Source organism: Peptoniphilus sp. HMSC062D09, from assembly GCF_001811425.1.
In the GTDB taxonomy this organism is placed as follows: Bacteria; Bacillota; Clostridia; order Tissierellales; family Peptoniphilaceae; genus Peptoniphilus_A.
The window spans coordinates 57,766-77,578 of record NZ_KV804706.1 but is presented as its reverse complement, the minus strand read 5'-3'; the positions used below and the strand labels follow the sequence as shown (position 1 = coordinate 77,578).

Sequence of the window (19,813 nt, the reverse complement as noted above, 5' to 3'; positions counted from 1 at the left end):
AAAAAGAACTTGGTTTTATTGCCAAGTTCTTTTCACTTTAATTTTCTTTTTATCAAAATTTATTTTTTTAAATTAATTGTAACTGTCTTATTAGCATCATCCCATTCAATATCTTGGTCAATGCCGTCCTTGGTATTTCCATTTGTCAATCCAAAAACATTTCCTACATTGGAAAGAGAAACTAAAATTCTTCCATTAATATTTAGTGGCTTTGAATCCATTTTTATAACTTTTCCATTAGACAAGACAATTTCATTTCCATCAATTTGAATTTTTGCAACTAAAGCATTATTCGTAAAAGTTGCAATCCTAGTTTGTGAATCCCATTCTACTTTTGCACCAATCATTTCAGCAAGACTTCTAAGTGGTAACATTAATCTGTCATTTTTTATTACAGGAACAACATCCATTCTTTTCTTTTGAGAAACTCCATCTTTCACAATTTCGTATTCTCCACTTAAAACATTTATGATGTGTCTTAGGCTCTTATTTTTATTATCATTAATTTTGCTTTTAGCTAAATAAGTTTTAACTTCAATAGAATTTTTATTGTAATCCTTATTTTTTAGCTTTGGAAAAATATTTCCTGTCCTTGGTCTTGGCTTAGGACTTGGTTTTTGTTCTGGCTTTGGATTTGGGTTTGGTTGTGGATTAGGCTGAGGGTTTGATTCTGGCTTAGGACTTGGTTTGTTATTTTCCTTTTTAGCAACAGTTAACTCCACTTGCTCAGACCCTTTTTTGCCCTTTTCAACTTGAGTAATTATAACTTTCTCGTCTTTATTTAGTCCCCTATCTAATTTAGCTTCCCAATTTCCAGTATCAGAAACTTTAGCCTCAACTGTTTTATTATCTAGTTTTATTTTTATAATTGAACCAGCAATACCTTGACCCTTAATAGCTTTGTCGCCTTCAGTTACATTGTCAGCTGTAGGTTTAGCAGATGTTGCTTGTTTTCTCTTCCAAGTGCCAGAAATTTTTTCATCTTTTTCTACTTTTAAAAATTTTGTTGGATTCCATCCAGCAAAAGTCCACTCATAAACCTTAGTAATTTCACCATTCTTATCTTTTATAGTTTCAATAAAATTTTCAGGTTTAGTTGCTTCAAAGGAGTCACCTTTTTTTACTTTAAGGTCCTTTGGCATTTTATCCATTAATTCTTGTGGTAAAGAATTAATCTCCTCATGACCCTTGTCGGAATCGTAAGCCTTAAATTCAAATTTTACTTTATAGGACTTAATTGCCCTTGCAGTAAAGGACTTATTGTTTTCACTAACAATATAGTTTTCTGGTTCCCATTTAAGATCAGAATAAGAATCATCAGCTGGCATGGCAGAAATATTATCAAAAATATTCTTATTAGTTGGCAGCTGGAAGTCATAAATATTTGTACCTGGTTTTATCTTAAATGTTTGGAAAGGAATAGGATGTTCTGCATTTCCCACCTGTTCATTTAAACCACTTTTAACTTTACTCTCTTCTCCTAAGAAGAAAGTTGTTGTTACTGCATTCTTTGGTACATTTGCATAAGAAGAAGCAGTTACATGTGGAAAGACATAAATCTTTTGATCTTTAACTTCAATAAAAGATTTGTCTTTAAAAGTTACAACAATTTTTCCTTGGCTTCCACTTGGTGCTTGTAAACCAGAATCTCTTCCATCTCCTTCAAAATTCGCCTCATCAAAGGCTCTTCTAAGCTCAGGATCATTTTCAGATGTATCTAACTCAACTCCATCCTTCCAATTAATTGGATCCCCTTGCCAAAGAGAAATATCAACTGGGATTAAATTATTTTTTCCAATTCTTTCTGCAAGGCTTTGACCTTGATTAGGAAGTTGTCCCTGCTTTTCTTCAGACAAGTTTAAATTTGGATCTCTGTCAATTATTTTTCCACTGTATTTTTTTACATTAAAATCTTTAACAATTTTGGACTCTAATTCTTCTGTATTATTTGGTAAAGCAAAGGTCTTAACCGGAAATGAAAGCCCAAATAATAAAGTCGCCATAGTAGTCGCTACAACTTTTTTCATATTTTCCTCCATATTTTAAGTTAGTATCTTACAAAAATTTTTAATGAGAAAATCTCATAAGAAATATTAAATGAAATAAAAAATTAAAATAAATTGCCTACTACTTTATCTCAAGTTACTAAAACAAATAATATTTAAAAATATTTAACTAAGTGTAAAGATACCACAGAAATATTACCACAAGCTTACTTTAGGGTAAATAAAAAATATTTTTCATAAACAAAAAATAAGCATTTCTTTGACTTTGTAAAAAAATTTCTATATTCCTCAATAAAAAAGAGAAAGCCTAAGCCTTCTCTAAATAAATATTAATTTTATTCTTCATTAAACAATAAGTCTATCATCTTTTCTGGGTCATCTAAAAAAGTTTTTGTAATGCTATAGGATTCTGTCTCTTTATAGGTCTTCTCCTCTATGCCATTTTCAGAAAATTCAAAAATTTTCGCATGAGGATAAGCCAAAAGGATTGGCGAGTGGGTTGCTATAAAAAATTGTGAATCATCTTTTTCTAGCTCATGGATTATGCACAAGATAGACATTATTGATGTTGGCGAAAGGGCTGCTTCTGGTTCGTCTAGTAGATAAATACCCTTGCCCCTAAATCTATTTAAGATAAGAGACCGAAAACTCTCACCATGAGATTGAAAATGAAGAGACTTGCCTCCATAAGAATCATAAAAATCATAATAATCCGAGGCTCCACCTTCTGCTAAGTTATCAACTTCTGATGCAAGATTGTAAAAGGATTCTGCTCTGAGGAAAAATCCATCCCTCTCCTTGCCTGGTCCTCTTCCAATTTCTAGAATCTCTCCAAGAATAGAGTGAGTCTTTTTTGTTGCAAAATTAAAATTTTTTGAACCGCCTTCTGCGTTAAAGCCAAGTCTTACTGCCAAGGCTTCAAGAAGTGTGGACTTGCCTGTTCCATTTTCTCCTACAAAAAAGGTTACAGGACTATCTATATCCATGCCCTTAAAATTTTTTAGAAAGGGAATTTCTCTAAGATATGAATCTCCTGGTAGATCTTCTATATTTACTCCATAAATTTTTTTTACATATTCCATAAGATCCTCCTCAATCTTTTAATTAATTATATCATTCTTTAAAATTTATTTTATGTGAACTTTTGTAATCTTTGCTATAATAAAGATAGTTTATAACTTTAATAATAAAGGGGGTTCTCATGGACAAAATTTTAATTGGAAAGGGAAAATCTGAAAATTGTATTCTTTTAAATAAAGTAAATCGACATGGATTAATAAGTGGTGCCACTGGTACTGGAAAAACTGTCACCCTAAAGGTCCTAACTGAAGGTCTATCTGATGCTGGAGTGCCAACAATTCTTGCCGATGTCAAGGGCGACCTAGCCAATATTTCCATGTCTGGCGAGATGAATGACAAGTTACAAGATAGACTATATGAGTTAGGCATCTCAAATTTTGAATTTAAAAATTATCCTGTATCTATGTGGGATATTTATGGTGAAAAGGGCATTCCCCTAAGAGTTACAGTTTCTGAAATGGGTCCTCTTATGCTCTCAAATATTTTGGACTTAAACGACACACAGATGGGAGTTTTAAATATTATTTTTAAAGTTGCTGACAGTGAAGGTCTTTTATTAATTGACTTAAAGGACTTAAAGCAAGTTATAAATTTTGTAAATGACAATAGAGATGAAATCAGCAAAAATTATGGCAATGTGGCAAGCCAAAGTCTTTCTGCAATTTCTAGAAAACTATTGTTTGTCGAAGATGCTGGTGGCGATTTATTTTTTGGCGAACCTGCCATTGATATAAATGATTTAGTGAGAACTGATGCATCTGGCAAGGGTCTTGTAAATATTTTAAATGCCAATAAATTAATTTCAAATCCACTTTTATATTCAATGCTACTTCTTTATCTCCTATCAGAAATATATGAAAATTTCCCAGAAGTTGGCGACTTAGATAAACCTAAGCTTGTGTTTTTCTTTGACGAAGCCCACCTACTTTTTAACAATACCCCAAGTGTTTTAAAGGATAAAATAATTCAAGTTGTTAGACTTGTGAGAAGTAAGGGCGTTGGAGTCTTCTTCATTACACAAAATCCACTTGATGTACCGGAAGAAGTTTCTTCACAGCTTTCCAACAGAATTGTCCATCAACTTAGAGCCTACTCTCCAAAGGAATTAAAGGCAATTAACGCTGTTGCAGATAGCTTTAGGCAAGACGACTCAATGAATTTAAAGGAAGAAATTATAAATCTTAGGACTGGCGAAGCTATAGTTTCCTTTGCCGATGAAAGCGGCGCGCCAACTGTTGCTGATAGGGCTCTTATTCTTCCACCACACTCTTCCTTTGTCACATTAAATGATACTGAATACAGAAATTTAGTTGAAGCTTCAAACCTTTATTTAAAATATAAGGACCCAATTGACAGAGAATCTGCCTATGAAGTTTTGCTTAAGAGAATTGAAAATGAAAAGATCCAAGAAGAAAGAGATAAGCTAGAAGAAGAAAGGCTTAAAGAAATTGAAAGACGCGAAAAGGAATTGGAAAAAGAAAGAAAATCTTCTCGCAAGCAAAAATCTTACATTGACAAGGGCATAGACTCCATGCTAGGAACAATTACACGAAGTATAGGCAGAGAAATCGCAAGAGGTCTGCTTGGCTCAATTAAAAAAAGAAGATAATTTATTTTAAATCAAAAAAGACTGGCGGATAATTTTATTTACCAGTCTTTTTTTTGTCCCTTTTTTCCTCAAATTTTATGTTTTTTTATATATTTTTTACTTATCATTAACCCTTAGTTCCAAGACATCTGGCCTGGCATAATGTCCCACTGCATCGTGCTCCATCTTGCAGGCTGCCACTAAAGTCATGTCAAGGTCTGCGTAAATTATTGCTTCCTTATCCCAAACAGGGTCAGTCAAATAATGTCCGTAGGGGTCAATAATGCAGCTGCCACCTCTGCACACAAGGCTTGGCAAATCCTTTAAGGCTTCTATTTCATTTAAATCCCTTGGATAAGAGGAAGACCTGACAATCATGTCGGCATTGATGAAAAAGCACTTGCCCTCTATTGCTATGTGCTGAATTGTTGCCTGCCACTCTGGATTGTCATTGGTGTTAGGCGAAATATAAATTGTAATTCCCTTTTCATAGAGAGCAACACGAGCAAGTGGCATGTAACTTTCCCAACAGATTAGACTGCCAATAGGACCAAAGGCTGTTTCTGTGATTGGAAAATAATTTCTGTTGGCATCTCCCCAAAGAAGTCGCTCACTTCCAGTTGGTTTTAATTTTCTATGTATTTTATAAGTTCCCTTGGGTTCAAAAATAACATTGCTGTTATAAAGTGTGCCGCTAACTGGATCTCTTTCTGAAAATCCTAAACTTATGTAGGCTCCAGATTTTTTAGACGCCTCTAGAAGTTTTTGAAACTCTTCCTCACCCTCCACAAGAGATGCATTATAATAGCGCAACCAGTCTTTTCGTCCACCTTCACTTCTCTTCCCCATGCTAAAACCAAAATTCATGCCAATGGGATAGCCTGAAATAAAAAGTTCAGGGAAGACAATTAAGTCTGGATCTTTTTTACTTGCTTCTTCAATATATTTTAGAGACTTCTCCAAAGATACCTTTTTATCAAACATTACTGGCTCAGCTTGCACCAAGGCGACCCTACAAATTTTTTCAATATCTTTCATAACCCTCTCCAATTTTTAATTTACTTATAATTTTAAAGCTTTTTTTCAAATAAAATTAGATTTACTCCCTCAAGTCCATTAAAAATGCAAGGAAGGCAGTCTATTTCATTAAAACCTAGCTTCGTGTAAAGATTGCGAGCAGCTTTATTTCTTTCATTTGTATCCATACGCAAATACTTACAACCATTTTCTCTAGTATAGTCTTCATAAAAATCTACAAATCTCTTTCCGTAACCCATGCCACTTTTATCAGGATCAATTACAAGGGTATGAAGGACCATGACCTCCGAATCTTCGGCGCTATATTTCCATTTTGCCTTTGCGTAGACATCTACCTGTTCTTTATTAATTATACCAGCACCCACAAAAGCTCCATCATCTTCTATAACAAACATATCTTCTCTTTTAAGAGCTGCCTCAGCCGTTTCTCGCCTTGGATAAATTCCTCGCTCCCAGCCAGTAGTAACTTCGCTTTCTTCTTCTTTTAATAATATTTTATTGTATATGCTTTCAATTGCGTCTAGGTCCCTTGCCTCCGCTTTTCTTATTATCATATCAATCTCCTAATTTAAAATTTATTTGTCACTTTATTTAATTACATTGTTTGTGTACTTAATCTTATTATATATTAAATTACAGAAAAAAAGCTCCTAAGATTTTCTAATCCTAAAAGCTTTTTGTTGTCATAATGAAAATTCTGCCCCTAAAGTATAAAAAAGGGACGATAATAACCGCCCCAATTTTTTTATAATATAATGATAATTTTAAATTATATTAAATTCTTTTAACATTTCTTCAATATCTGTTCCCTTAATACGCTTAGCAAGTTTAATTTTTTGTAATGGGCTAAGTGGAAGTTCCGGTTTTTTGCCATCTGATAGTGCTACCATTCCATTTAGAAGATATCTTATGTCATATCTTGAAGCATAAACTTCTGGCACAGCTTTTTCAACGCCGCAAAGCACATAAACTGCTTCCATAGCTGTTCTTCCAGAATATTCTGTTGTAAATACTGTATCTCTTCCTGGATCGTCAAGAGTTTCTGCAAATTGTCCTAAGAAGGCAAAGTTTACTCCTCCCTTTGGCACAACTAGTGGTCTATCTCCAAATTTTCTAGGCATAAATTGAGCTGTAATGTAAGGCATCATAACTGGTACAGCTGTACAAGTTTCTGCAAGTGCATCAATTTCATTTACAGGAACTCCAATATGATATAACCATTCTTTTGTAATTTCTTTTCCTGTACAATCTCTCATTTTCTTTTTGATGTAGTCGCCTTCAACATCTGTAAATAAACCATAAACCCAAACACAAATGTCGTTTTCAGGTTGTTCTGGGTATTGTCCTTGTCTATTTATTGTCCAAGACATAAGCCAGCTTGAATCTACACAAGTTACTATACCACCAGTTACAGTCTTTCCACCGTAAGGACTCCTCTTTGTAATTTTTTCAATATATTTTGGAACAGAGTCATCATGGCAAGTTACTGTACATGATTCCCAATTACTCTTTTCTACATCAGAGCAAAATACTTCAGGATTACCAAAGTCATCTGATTTTTTAGCAATGTTTTTCCACATTTCCCAGCAACCAGTTTGTTCATCTGAAAGTTCTGCTGGAGTATTGTCATCACCATAACTAGAATTTTCTGTCATAGAACCATTTGTGATGAATAATAAATCATTTTCTGTTAAGTCAATAGACTTATCATTTCCATCTTTATCCTCAGCTATTATTTTTGTAGCAACCTTTCTGTTTTCAGAAATATCAAAATCTACATCTGTTACTTTAATATTGTATTGGAATTTACATCCATGGTTTTCAAGATACTTAACCATAGGCTTTACAATTGAATTGTATTGGTCATATCTTGTAAATCTAAGGGCGGATAAATTTGTAAGTCCGCCAACATGGTGAATGAAACGATTTAAATATAGTTTCATTTCTAAGGCAGAGTGCCAATTTTCAAAGGCAAACATAGTTCTCCACAAAGTCCAGAAATCTGAATTTAAAAGACCATCTGAGAAAATATCTTCAATTGCCTTATCATCAAGATTTTCATCACTTGTCATACAAAGTTCTGCAATTTCTTTAACTTGATCTTGAGTTAAATTAAATTTGCCATCATCATATCTTTCACCTTGCTTGTGAGTAATACGACAGTTGCTGAAGTTTGGATCGTCGTAGTTAGTATAGAAATAATCGTCTAAAACACTCATTTCTGGGTCTTCTAAGCTTGGGATAGAACTCCAAATATCCCATAGACATTCGAAGTGAGCCCCAGTTTCTCTACCACCACGAGCAACATATCCTCTAGTATCCATGTATTCACCGTCAAGTGAACCACCAGGAATATCTAATTGTTCTAAGAAAGTAATTTTTTTACCTTCCATGTGAGCATCTCTAATTAAAAAGCAAGCTGCAGTAAGTGCTGCAATTCCTGTTCCAACTAGATATGCAGATTTTTCTTCAATACCTTCTGGTTTCCTAGCCTTAACTAATCTTTGAAAATCTCCATTAGTTAATTTAAGTCTTTTATCATGAGTTTTAAGTTCCATAATATCCTCCTTTAATAGTTCTTTATCTTTCCTTCTGTATTCATTAAAACATTTATAAGATAAAGAATCATCTACCAAAAGAGCCTACTTGGGTAACTTTTACTCAATATCAAAATTTTGGGTGAATTTTTCTAGTTTTTCACTTCTCTTTAAAGAAAGTAAAATATTTCCATCCATTAACTCTCCAATCCTACGAGTAACAGCTTTTGGATCTGTTTTCATGTCAGTGGCAACCCATTGAATAAGGGAAGAACTAAGGGCACATTGATAAAAATAAGCAATTAATTTTATATCAACTTCTTGCGCCTTAGTATCCTTGGCTACTCGAATGACATATTTTCTCATAATTTCGCCTGAAATAGAAAAAATATATTTCTCAAGATCCATTCTATAATCAGACTCATAAATGTGCTTTACAACTTTTTTATTATCTAAAATAAATTTAGCCGCTAAAATAAAACTTTCTTCCCATGATAAGGTCTCATTAAATTCTTCAATTACTCTTTCAAGTTCTTCATCAAAGATTTCCTTTACCAATTCCGTCAAATTTTCATAGTGATAGTAAAAAGTTTTTCTCTCAATGTTGCATGCCTTAGCTAATTCTGTAACAGTAATATTATGTAATTTCTTTTTATTTAAAAGTTTAATAAATTCTTTTCTTATCAAATCTTTAGTATAATTTTTCGCCATATCAAGACCCCTTTCTAAAATAAAGTCCTATTATATATTTCCCCAATTTATGAAATATTAAAATTGAGAAAGAGATAAAAAAATAATATTTAATTTGATATTAAAAAAATAATTTTCAATAAAATACTAATAAAAGTCAGACTTGTTGTCTTTTACATTAAAGTATACTATAATCTCTCTCATAAACGTAGGCTTATGAGAAAGAAGAAAGAATAAACTCAAATTTTTCTTATAGGCTTTTCCACTCTTTCTTATTATTGGCATTATAAGATTATATTTTTATTAGAAATTTTTTACTTAAAATATAAAAAAAGTTTATTTATCATCTAGGGGGGAAGATTTTTTGAATAGTGAAAGTAATTTGAAAGGTTCGTTTTTTGCATCCTTTGGTGCTATTAGTTGGGGCATCTCTGGTGTATGCGGTCAATATCTTTTTATGAATTATGATATTGATTCATCTTGGGTCACGGCAATACGAATGGTCTTATCAGGAATTTTACTATTAATTTTAAGGGCCCTTAAGGAAAAGGATAAGGTCATAAAAATTTGGACTGTTCCCAAGGACCTAGCTTGCCTCTTTGCCTTTGCCATACTAGGACTTTTATTGTGCCAGTACGCCTTTATCAGCGCCATAAAATATTCAGATTCTGCAACGGCAACAGTCTTGCAAAGTCTTAATGTTGTCATAATGATTGTATTTATGTCCATAGTTACAAAAACTAAGATGAGATTTTCTCAAATTTTAGCAGTTTTCTTGGCTGTCTATGGAACCTACTTAATTTCCACTGGAGGAAATCCAGGAAATATGAATATTTCAAAAGCTGGACTTATTTATGGCTTACTCTCAGCTGTAGGTGTTATAACCTATACACTTTTTTCCAGGCCAATCATAGCTTCTTGGGGGAATATTATCGTAACTGGTTGGGGCATGCTTCTAGGCGGCATCCTTATATCTATCTTGACCAAGGCTTGGATCTTACCCAAGGATCTTGACTTCATAGCTTGGCTAATGATTGCCATAATAATTGTTATCGGAACAGCCCTTGGATTTTCAGTTTTTCTTGAAGGCGTAAAACATATTGGTCCAGTTAAGGCAACCCTAATAGGTTGCTTGGAACCAGCCTCTGCTACCCTACTTGCTTCCATATTTTTGGGAATGAGATTTTCTTTAGTAGAATTAGCAGGCTTTTTCTGCATTATCTTAACAGTTTTCCTTTCAGTAAAGGACAAGCCTAGAGAAAATAAAGCCTAATCGTAAAAATAAAATAGCTAGAAAAATAAAATTAATTTTAAACATTATGCCTTATAAATCTAGGCATACAAAAGGCACCTACTTCTGTAAGTGCCTTTTTCCTTTCTCCTATTTTTTTAATGTTTATATTCTTGCTTAACTTGTCTTTAAAAGTTATTGCCTCAAAAAACTATTAACCCTTTCCAATTATAGACTTCATTATTTCAAACATTCTTGGTGAATAAATATTTTCTTGTGCTAGGCTCTTCCAATCGAGGATATCTTCTGCGTCAGTCACTCCCTCTGGCAGCATCAGGCTGCCATCCTTCAAACTAATGGAAGGTGAAAATTCTATTACATCGTCTCTGTACCTTATGGTGATCTTTCCATTTGGAGCGATATCACTAATGTTTTGACAGACAAAAGTTGTTCCAGCACAAGCATTAAAATCTAATAATTCATTTGGCACTTCTTTTAACTTTCCATCTTGAGAAATTTCCAATTCCTTTAAAGAAACAGATGCATTCCTGTACTTAGGAATGATTAAATAACACTCCTCTCCATTTAGATAAGGCATGTCGCCACCCTCGCTTTGTTTCATGGAAACAAGCATATTAGGGTCATCAAAATTTAAAAATATAGTTGTCCAGGCACTTAATTTTTCAAGAGTGGCAGCCAAGCTTTCTTCATCAAAGGCAGCGCCAAGGTGGATTATAAAAGCCTTGTGGTTTTTGTCCTTGGGGTCTATGCCAAGCTTTCTCGCCATTTTCAAATACTCAGCAGAAATTGGATCCCTATTAAATCTGTCTGCCTTAAGCTCTAAAGTTACTGGGCAAGGGACCATGTTTACAATTGGATACTGACTTAAGAGGAAGTGAGCTTTACCAACTTCGTCTATATAAATTTTATTTTCATTACTTTCGAAATTGTCCCACACTTCCTTGAAAATCAAACCAGTAGAGTTGTTTTTATTATAGATAAAGGTATAGTCAAGGACGTCATTGTTGTAGTTCATAGTAGTCCAATCTTGCTCTTCTCTCAAGCTATCTTCAATAATGCCCAAAATCTCATCCTTTTCCACGCCAAAATTTTTCATCAGTTCATAGTCGTCGATAAATTTTCCATCAGGTAGAGAAAAATTATAGGCAAAATAGCCTGGAGGATCGTCCATCCAAGTATCGTAAATCTCAATCATTAAGCTCAATACATGGTCGTCTTGGTAAACTGAAAATGAAGAATATATTCCAGTTTCATCCTCCTCCATCTTTCCCTTGCCAGACTGGTAAATTTTTCTTAAATTATCTGCAATTTCGTCAATCTCTTGGTTTGCCTTCTTTGCATCCCTAGAGTCCAAAAGTATCCTTGGCAAATGAAGACCAAATTCATCCCTCTTTGCAGATCCTATATTTTTCTCATCAATGAAGTCATTCCAGATTTCCCTGTCCTCAACATAGGAAGACATAGAGCCAATAATTGCCCCCTTAACTGGCTTTAAATTCTCTTTATCCTTAGAAGAAGTCTTCTTGGAATCTTCACCTTCTTCATTTTTCTGATTATCAGCATTAGCCTCAATTGCATTACTTGTATTTTCCCTTGGTCCCTCTGTCGAAGTGGTCTCCTTCTGACATCCAGCAAGGAGAGCAAGAGCCACTATCAAAATAATAAAAATTTTAAAATTTCTTTTCATAATATCCCTCACATAAATAATAAGTATCTCTTAACTTAATTATAATAGAGCAGAAAAGTTTCTGCACCAATTAAAATAGCGACGTGACTTTATGTAAATAAAGAAGGTCTAGCTAATCTAAACCCTCTTTACTTTTATATTTTTTAGGAGCGAATTAAATTTTTTTAAAAAGAATGAACCAATAGATTGTAACTATCTTAGTATTGTTATTCTACATTTTGTTACTTACATCCAATTTGGATAATTGGATACTATTAAAATTAAATTACTTCAAGTTTTTAAAATGCTAAATCCTTTACAGTACTCCGAATTTTTTTTCACAGTATTCTTTGTGTCAGGGTCGTGGTTTATAAAAAATTTCTCCCCTTGTCCAAAAATAATTTTTAAGATTTATAAGATTAGCTTTAACCTTTTGGAAGTTCAATCTTAAATTCGTCGTGCAAAAGTCTTGTAGTCATGGCAGCTATTTCAGCTCTGGATACCTTTTGCATTGGACTAAAGTTCATATTGACATCGCCAACTGCAACTCCAGATCTGTATAAAAGCAAGATTTCTTCTGCATAAGGTGTGCTTTCCTTGACATCAGAAATGTCTGTGAGAGGCACATCGGGATTTATGAAGCCCTTCTTATAAAAGTGTCGCAGCGACCAAGCATGCCAGCAACCTCGCACCTCTTAGCTGCCCTATTCCAGTCCTCAGCCTTTTCAAGACTAATTTTTCCAGAATCAACCTTGTCGTTATCGTAGATGCCATTTTCGTAGCAGTATTGCACATAAGGCATGTACCAAGCCTCGCCCTTCACTTGCTTGAAATCAGAACTTGCCACCATTAATTTAGAGTGGGCCTTGGCAGAGATGCAAGCAAGCTCTGCCATAGTCACCTTGCCAAGGGGATCAAAGATTTCTTTAGACTTGCCCTTCATTATCTTATCGAAGTATGCTATGTAGACATACCTGAGGTACCAAGACTCAGCCTTAAGGTCCTTGAAGCCAAGATAATCAATAAGCTCCTGATCAGTTATATCGCCAAGGATAAAGTCGCCTGGGTTTTCGTATGTGTCGTTAAATTCTGGATATTGGAAATTGCCCACAAGTTCTGTGGCAAAAACTGCTGATGACAGAATAAAAATCATCATTAGCATAGCCAAAGTCCCGGCAAGAGTTTTTCTCATAAATTTCATATTACAACCTCCTTAAAATTAATTTAAAGTCAACGTTTATTCTTTTACAACAATTTTATATCAAGTCTACCTTTAGCACATCATCCTTTTGGGTGATTTTTTATAAAAATTTAAAAAATTTTTAGGAAATTAGGGATAAAAAAACACCTTCAAGTTAGATGTTAAAATTAGTATTAAATTTTGGAAAATTTGATTTTAAATGCCACAATAGTTCTCTATTTAAAATTTCTTTATGTATTTTATTATATTTCAAAGAAGGCCTATTATTTTTTTATTTGCTATTCATAAAACAAAAGAGTAGCATATAAGCTAGGAAGACTTAAATTCTTGTGCTTGACCTTAATTTCCAATTATCCAAGGAGCTAACTATGAATAAAAATAAATTTTTTCATATAAACTATTATAGACTCATAAAAATAGGAATTATACTATTTTTAATTAGTCCCCTTAACTCTCTTTTAGCTATGTTTTTTCAGGGTCCAGCTTATCAGTGGCCTTTTCGAATTTTCTTTATTGTCCTTTCAATTATAGGCCTAATAGTAGGATTCATCCTATTTTGGTACTTGCTTTTCTCTACTTTATTCTATTTTTGGAAAAGGGATATAGAAAAAGCAAGAGCCCACTTAGTCCACTTTTTAGCCTTGGCCTTGTTGCCACTTATCCCAATTTTATTAAGTCTAATTTTTGAATTCAGGCAAGCTGCTTTTCATTCTCTCCCTAAAATATGGGACCTTTTTTATCCAGCCGGAGGAAAAGCCTACACAGAATTTTTGCCTTTACTTTTGGGAGAGCTTAAAAAAATCCTCAGTCATCCATCCTATATAATTCCTTACGATTAATCTTTAAAACAAAAAACTAACAATTAAGCAAAGGATAAAACTTATATTTCGTACTTTGCTTATTTTCTTATTTTGATAATTTGTAAAAATGATTGGGACGCAAATAAATAAAAAAAGGACTTTAGGGTTTTTTTAACCCAAAAGCCTTATAAAATAATTATTCGGTTTTCCCAAGGAGAGTAATTACTTCTGCATAGCTTGAATGATTAATATGTATATTTTAATTTTTTCAAAAGCCTCCTATGTTGGAATATATAATTCTATTCCTATATATAGAATATCAATTTGAGTAATAAAATAGCTTTCCTATAATCCATTATATTTGTAAATTCTTAATTACTAATCTTTAACTAATTCCAATCTTTATAATCTTTGCTTTGAGAAAGTTCTATTTCTAAATATTTTATTTTTGTATTCTCTTTTATTTCATTAAAGTAAATACGTACGTAAAAAAGTGATGTATCTTTGCCCCAATATTTCTCTGAAATTATATCCATATTGGTTCTATTAATTATTGGTCTTAATTTTTCAATAATCTCATTTCTAATTTCATTAGTTAGTTTATCTTCTGAGTTGATTTCTATGAAAAGACTTGGTCTAAAAAAGTAAATATCTATCTCAGAGACATTATAGTCATTTAATACTTCTTGTCTAAATTCATCTAATTGATTAAACTTTACAGTTTTTGGACTTGTGACAGATAAGTAATCAAATGCAAAATACATGACTACTATTGAAATGAATGCAATTATTAATTTTATTGTTTTTTTCACTTTAATATAAGACCTCACATTCCTATTTCTACTGCTAAGTTAATTAAAATTATTCTCAATCTAACTCCAAATTTTTGCAATCATAAGAACCAGACGAAGTGAAAGTTAAATTTCACTATCAACTGAAATTTGTCATACTTTGAATGATTTTAAATATTCTTTTTGTTTAGGTGTAATACGCCTACTTTCACGTGCTTTCTGTATTGCCTTATTGTGAGTCCACCTATCTAAGCGCTGATCTTCCATGTATTTTATGGTCGCATCCCACTCTTTTGCCAAGGCAGTTGCAAAAAACCACGCAACCATCATTTGAACATAATAGTCTTCACAATTAACAGAAAGAGGTATTTCCAAATACTCTTGCTTAAAATCATCATCAAGGAAGTGAGACATTAACATCTCAATTCCAAAACGGCAAGTATAGGTCTTTTCCGATGAGGACCATTCTTTAATTTTTTCCAAAAGTGCTTCTTTATTCTTCTTGAAAATCTTGGGAGACATAATATCGCAAACAGCCCAATTATCTACATAAGGCAAAAATTCATCAACTGCCACAATACAGACATCATAGTCTTTAATTTCAGAGATGATGAGTCCGTGAAGCATATTTTCATCATAGTATTTATGCGGCAAATCCTTAAGAAATTTAGATGTTTCTGGCTCCTCAGCAACTTTTTTAGCAAGCTTTCTCAACTCAGGAACTCTAACCCCAATAAAAAGCTCTCTCGGTATATTTGGTGTCAATTTCGCCTGAAAATCAGCGTATGAAATATCCTGCAATGCCAATAATTCTTCTTTCATATTCACTTATTTCACTCTCCATAAAATTATAACTTGTCGTTCTACAATTGATCTTTGACATCAATACCACACACTCCGTCTTAACTTTCACCAGGCAATGCTTCCTATCCACTGGCATTTCTTTGGATAAGCCTGACATGAATCCTTGCTTTTAGCATCAACTTGTAGATTTCATAACTCTTATAATTTCTTTAGTTTATTTAAAAGTTTTGCCATTTTAAATCTGTAAGCGAAGCTTATTCACCTACTATATTATTTCCCATACCATTGTCACTGTATCTGCTAAGTCTATGTCATCTGGTTCTATATCAATGTCATAGGATGGTTCCAAGGCATATGATTTTCTCACTTCTAACTTATCAACTGGAGATGTTCTTATATCTATTTCTCCCCAAGAATAATCTATGGATTGCACTTCTCCCAAGCTAACTCCTGCAGCTATTGCCATAATCTCTGCCTTTTCTCTGGAATTTTCCACCGCACGTTTAATAACTTCTTTCTTCACTGCGTCTTTGTCCTTCACAGTGTAGTCAATTGAAAATTCAACCTTAACAGAACATAGGGACAGTTCGTATAGGACACGACCCAGCATTTTATTGTCCTTTGGAAACTGAATCTGTGTCCTATGGTAAAATTTGTAGCCAAGAAATCTTTTCTTGTAATCATTATTGTAATCTCTGTAGCTTTCGTATTCTGACTCTATTGAAAAATCCTTGGTCTTTAGAGCTTCGCCAGGGAGCCCAGACTTTTCTATGGCTTCTCTTAAAATCTTGGTCTTCTCCGCAGACTGTCTCACAGTTTCTTCGTAGTCTTTGTAAATTCCTCCAAAAGTTATTCTTAGACTAGTGGTGTCCGGCTTAACAGAGACACTTCCCATTCCAGTTACTCTAATTGTTTTCATAATTCCTCCTAAATTTTATATTTAATTTAAAAAATTGAATGGAAAATCAAAAATCCACTGAAACTATAATGCGAGTCATCTCTGTCTACCACGCCATAAGTCCTATAAGAATATAGAAGCCTTCTATAGGAAGAGACAACTTCTTACCTTCAGTCAAATGGATTTGGAATTAACAAAAGTTAGATTAATAAAATAATTATACTCTTCCTTCTATTTTTCCCTTACATTGCCATATTCTTTTCCATTTTGGGATACCATTAACCCTTGCCCAATATAGACATGATTCGATCAAACAAGGTTTGTTAATAGGTTTCCTCCTTAATCAAACTCTTCCAATCTAAAATGTCTTATTTTTCCATCACCTCATCCACTAGCATTAGACTACCGTCCTCTCAAAAGTTCCAGTAAACATCTTCTATTACATCTTCACTTTCCTTGATAGCCCAATCAAAAATATCTGTAGTTTTTTCAACAACAATCTCCTTCATGGCTCTATAGGGATCTTAACTGTAAGCTTAGGATTTCCAAAAGTGAAGATTTCATATTCTATTTTTGATTATTTTGAAACAGCTTTTCTTAGAATTATATTGGTCTATAATTGGCACAGCTATTTTTTGATCGGCTCCTCTTTCTAAATGAATCGGACTTGTTTGGAAGAAAAGTTTTTTTGACTTATTATTTGTTGCATTAAAAGTGGTGTCAATATAATAAGTCTCATCACCTATGATTACATAGTTCCAACGATGTTTCATGACATTACTACTAATGCATCCTACCTTTAAACCTACTGCCTCACCAAAGATCTGAAAAAGTTGAGAAAAAGCAACGCAGGTTCCCTTGTGACTTATAGCAGCGGCAAGAGCAGACCTGGATCTGTGCTCTTTATCATAGCTAATATTCTCGTTAATGTAGGTGTTAAGAAATTCAGCCTTTTCTAAATCTGTTAAGCCTTCATCTAGCTTCTCCTTTATTTTTTCTTCCAGCTCCATTAAATCTTTAAAATCTTCTTTTTCTGGAAAAAATTGGACCAATAAGTCACATTCATAATAGTCGCCTTCAGGTCTTATATCCTCAACACGAACAACTAAAAGATTATTTAAGCTTGAACTACCTGGGATTATAAACTCTTTATCTATTCCATGTCTTCCCTTAGTTTGTTCTAAAAAGTTTTTTAATCCTTCATTAATTTTTATAGTTATGGGCTTATAAGCTTCCTTATCTTTAGCTTCATAGAAAACTTTTTTGACAACCAAGCCAAGTTCTTCTTTACTTGTTAAAATCTTACATTTTTCCATTGTATTTTCCCTTTTTCTATACTAGTCTTCTTAGCTGGTATAAGATATAAGCTTCTTTTAGGATCTTTAAATGTAGGTGTTCCTTACACCATTCCAAAATACATAAATGCATCTTCTATTGCTTTTTTCTTAAATTCTATTTCTCTTTATTCATCGTCACCTATTTCTAAATCTAAGTGGTCCCTGGATTCAGTTTAGACAATATGGCTATAGCCTCCGCCGTCGAATCTTGCCAATCAAAGCTCCCTTATTAGTCGCTTTTCTTGGAGATTCTTGGCATGATCAAGACCTAACATGATGAGCGAAAGCGAATCAATGTAGGTCTGATGCAACCATTTGCCCAAATCTTTGATTTGGCACAAATGTCTGCTGACATACCTCTTCTTGTGAGATCATTATTCGAATTACCTCACGAGAAGTGTTAGGGCTTCATCATGGCTTGTGTGGTCAGTATGGATAAAACTTGATATTTTTTAAAAAATCCATCTGTGTTAATATATTCATAACTTATAGGTGATTTATTATAAATCTAAACTATCTTTATCCAATAAGAAGTCAAATAAATTAATAGTGAGTATTCCATTTTCATCTAAAAACGGCTTTATTCGATCTTTCACGATAATAATTTTCTTAAATGAGTCATCAATATTTAACAAGGACGCTTTTTCTTGATTTGTTTTATCTATGGATGGGAGGCTATATGCAGATTGAATATAATATCTTTTGCTTCCAAGGTTAGCTATGAAGTCAACTTCAAGTTGTTTCTTTATATCTTTATTATTAATATTTTCCCTTTTCAAGACCATTCCTACATCGACCATATAGCCACGATATCTTAATTCGTTATAAATGATATTTTCCATTAAGTGAGTTGGTTCTATCTGCCTAAAATTTAATCTTGCATTTCTAAGTCCTAGATCTTCAAAGTATATTTTATAAGGTGTGCCTATATATTTTCTCCCTTTAACATCATATCTATATACTCTTTTTAAGATAAAAGAATCTTCAAAGTAGCCTATAAACTTATCAATTGTATTTGCGGAAATTTTAGATTTTTTTATGGACTTAAAAGTTGAAGCTATTTTACTTGGATTCGTAAGACTTGAAATTCCTGATGCTAAAATATTAAGTAAGTCTTCTAGTTCAGAAGTTAAGCGTATGTCATACCTATGAACAATATCTCGCAAATATACATTTTCGAGTTGCCCCTTTAGATAATTCATCTTATCTTCATCCCTTTTCATTAAAGCTCCAGCTGGTAAACCTCCGTAAACTTGATATTCAGCAAAAGCATCTTCTTTGTCGCCATCATAAGTTTGAAGAAATTCAGAAAATACAAGGGGCATAATATGAATCTCATCACCCCTACCTGAAAATTCAGTAATGACATCCTTAGATAAGAATCTAGAATTACTACCAGTAACATAAACATCAAAATTGTCTTGACGCAAAAATCCATTTAAGACTTGCTCAAAAGATTTAAGCAATTGAACTTCATCTAAGAGGATATAAAATTTATCGTTATCATTCGTTTTACTCATGATATAGTCTAAAAATTTTTTAGGATCTACTAATCTTTCACCGCTTAGTACATCTAAATCTATTAAATCTTCGCCAATTTTTAATAAATCTTTTCCTGAATCAAATGCAAATTTTATAATTTGCTTTTCATCTACTCCATTCTCAAGCAAATAATTATAAAATAGATTATTAAGTAAATAAGATTTACCACTTCTTCTTATTCCTGTAATAATCTTAATGAACCCATTGTCTTTTTTTCTTATTAATTTATCTAAATAATAATCACGCTTTATTTCCATACGCCTACACCTCTATTTATTTAGAACTATTTCCGTTTCGGAACTCAATCTAAGTATATTATAAAGTGTAAAATCATATAACTCAAATCTATTTAGAAATAGTTCCACATCGGATATATTTTTAAATTAGTGTTTAACATTTCCATTCACGTATTTGTCCAGTTTTTATTCGAGCATTTGGCACTATTCTATATTTAGATTTTTATGGTGTAATTCCTAATGAACAAGCCCTTACCATAATGGTGGGGCTGATTTTTTTACAATCAAAAGACCCGACTTACACCACTTTAAGAGGCGTGTCGGGTACTGTTGATTTTATTGAGTAC

General features: G+C 33.0%; 17 protein-coding genes. 3 read left to right on the top strand and 14 right to left on the bottom strand.

The window, feature by feature from the left end; all coding sequences use genetic code 11:
- Positions 1-59: 59 nt before the first annotated feature.
- Positions 60-2,027 (bottom strand): stalk domain-containing protein, encoded by a 1,968-nt coding sequence (locus HMPREF2801_RS09300; protein WP_070610723.1) that lies wholly within the window; start codon positions 2,025-2,027, stop codon positions 60-62.
- Positions 2,028-2,341: 314 nt separating this feature from the next.
- A complete protein-coding gene (locus HMPREF2801_RS04335; protein ID WP_070610721.1) occupies positions 2,342-3,088 on the bottom strand; it encodes an AAA family ATPase in 747 nt (248 codons plus the stop codon).
- Between the two features lie 119 nt (positions 3,089-3,207).
- Between HMPREF2801_RS04335 and HMPREF2801_RS04330 the strand changes: the two genes are divergently transcribed.
- Positions 3,208-4,695, top strand: a complete 1,488-nt coding sequence (locus tag HMPREF2801_RS04330) for a helicase HerA-like domain-containing protein (RefSeq protein ID WP_070610720.1) — start codon at positions 3,208-3,210, stop codon at positions 4,693-4,695.
- Positions 4,696-4,791: 96 nt separating this feature from the next.
- Here the strand turns inward: HMPREF2801_RS04330 and HMPREF2801_RS04325 are convergent, their stop codons facing one another.
- The 4 genes from HMPREF2801_RS04325 to HMPREF2801_RS04310 form a co-directional block, all read right to left on the bottom strand.
- Positions 4,792-5,712 (bottom strand): carbon-nitrogen hydrolase family protein, encoded by a 921-nt coding sequence (locus HMPREF2801_RS04325; protein WP_070610719.1) that lies wholly within the window; start codon positions 5,710-5,712, stop codon positions 4,792-4,794.
- A 32-nt stretch (positions 5,713-5,744) separates the two neighbouring features.
- Positions 5,745-6,266 carry a GNAT family N-acetyltransferase gene (locus HMPREF2801_RS04320; protein WP_070610718.1) on the bottom strand — a complete coding sequence of 174 codons (522 nt, stop codon included), beginning with the start codon at positions 6,264-6,266 and terminating at the stop codon, positions 5,745-5,747.
- Positions 6,267-6,476: 210 nt separating this feature from the next.
- Positions 6,477-8,270 carry an oleate hydratase gene (locus HMPREF2801_RS04315; RefSeq protein ID WP_070610717.1) on the bottom strand — a complete coding sequence of 598 codons (1,794 nt, stop codon included), beginning with the start codon at positions 8,268-8,270 and terminating at the stop codon, positions 6,477-6,479.
- A gap of 99 nt (positions 8,271-8,369) precedes the next feature.
- Positions 8,370-8,960, bottom strand: a complete 591-nt coding sequence (locus HMPREF2801_RS04310) for a TetR-like C-terminal domain-containing protein (protein ID WP_070610716.1) — start codon at positions 8,958-8,960, stop codon at positions 8,370-8,372.
- 343 nt (positions 8,961-9,303) lie between these two features.
- On the opposite strand from HMPREF2801_RS04310, the gene HMPREF2801_RS04305 reads away from it, so the two are divergent.
- Positions 9,304-10,212: a DMT family transporter gene (locus HMPREF2801_RS04305; protein WP_083303709.1), complete on the top strand. Its 909-nt coding sequence runs from the start codon at positions 9,304-9,306 to the stop codon at positions 10,210-10,212.
- Between the two features lie 172 nt (positions 10,213-10,384).
- Here the strand turns inward: HMPREF2801_RS04305 and HMPREF2801_RS04300 are convergent, their stop codons facing one another.
- From HMPREF2801_RS04300 to HMPREF2801_RS09170, 3 genes are all read right to left on the bottom strand, one after another.
- Positions 10,385-11,878 carry a hypothetical protein gene (locus tag HMPREF2801_RS04300; RefSeq protein ID WP_070610714.1) on the bottom strand — a complete coding sequence of 498 codons (1,494 nt, stop codon included), beginning with the start codon at positions 11,876-11,878 and terminating at the stop codon, positions 10,385-10,387.
- A gap of 404 nt (positions 11,879-12,282) precedes the next feature.
- Positions 12,283-12,483, bottom strand: a complete 201-nt coding sequence (locus tag HMPREF2801_RS04295; RefSeq protein WP_070610713.1) for an S-layer homology domain-containing protein — start codon at positions 12,481-12,483, stop codon at positions 12,283-12,285.
- Positions 12,484-12,491: 8 nt separating this feature from the next.
- Positions 12,492-13,058, bottom strand: coding sequence for an S-layer homology domain-containing protein (locus tag HMPREF2801_RS09170; protein ID WP_070610712.1), 567 nt, complete (start codon positions 13,056-13,058; stop codon positions 12,492-12,494).
- A 368-nt stretch (positions 13,059-13,426) separates the two neighbouring features.
- Here HMPREF2801_RS09170 and HMPREF2801_RS04285 point away from each other — a divergent pair, with 368 nt between their 5' ends.
- Positions 13,427-13,897 (top strand): hypothetical protein, encoded by a 471-nt coding sequence (locus tag HMPREF2801_RS04285; protein WP_070610711.1) that lies wholly within the window; start codon positions 13,427-13,429, stop codon positions 13,895-13,897.
- Between the two features lie 350 nt (positions 13,898-14,247).
- On the opposite strand, the gene HMPREF2801_RS04280 is transcribed toward HMPREF2801_RS04285, so the two are convergent.
- From HMPREF2801_RS04280 to HMPREF2801_RS04260, 5 genes are all read right to left on the bottom strand, one after another.
- The gene (locus HMPREF2801_RS04280; RefSeq protein ID WP_070610710.1) at positions 14,248-14,670 is read right to left on the bottom strand and encodes a hypothetical protein; all 423 of its coding nucleotides are present in this window, start codon (positions 14,668-14,670) and stop codon (positions 14,248-14,250) included.
- Positions 14,671-14,802: 132 nt separating this feature from the next.
- Positions 14,803-15,477, bottom strand: coding sequence for a DNA alkylation repair protein (locus HMPREF2801_RS04275; protein ID WP_070610709.1), 675 nt, complete (start codon positions 15,475-15,477; stop codon positions 14,803-14,805).
- A 241-nt stretch (positions 15,478-15,718) separates the two neighbouring features.
- Complete coding sequence (locus HMPREF2801_RS04270; protein ID WP_246829973.1) at positions 15,719-16,372, bottom strand: SIMPL domain-containing protein; 654 nt, start codon at positions 16,370-16,372, stop codon at positions 15,719-15,721.
- 539 nt (positions 16,373-16,911) lie between these two features.
- Positions 16,912-17,667: a transglutaminase domain-containing protein gene (locus HMPREF2801_RS04265; RefSeq protein WP_070610707.1), complete on the bottom strand. Its 756-nt coding sequence runs from the start codon at positions 17,665-17,667 to the stop codon at positions 16,912-16,914.
- 521 nt (positions 17,668-18,188) lie between these two features.
- Positions 18,189-19,487, bottom strand: a complete 1,299-nt coding sequence (locus HMPREF2801_RS04260; RefSeq protein ID WP_070610706.1) for an ATP-binding protein — start codon at positions 19,485-19,487, stop codon at positions 18,189-18,191.
- Positions 19,488-19,813: the final 326 nt, after the last annotated feature.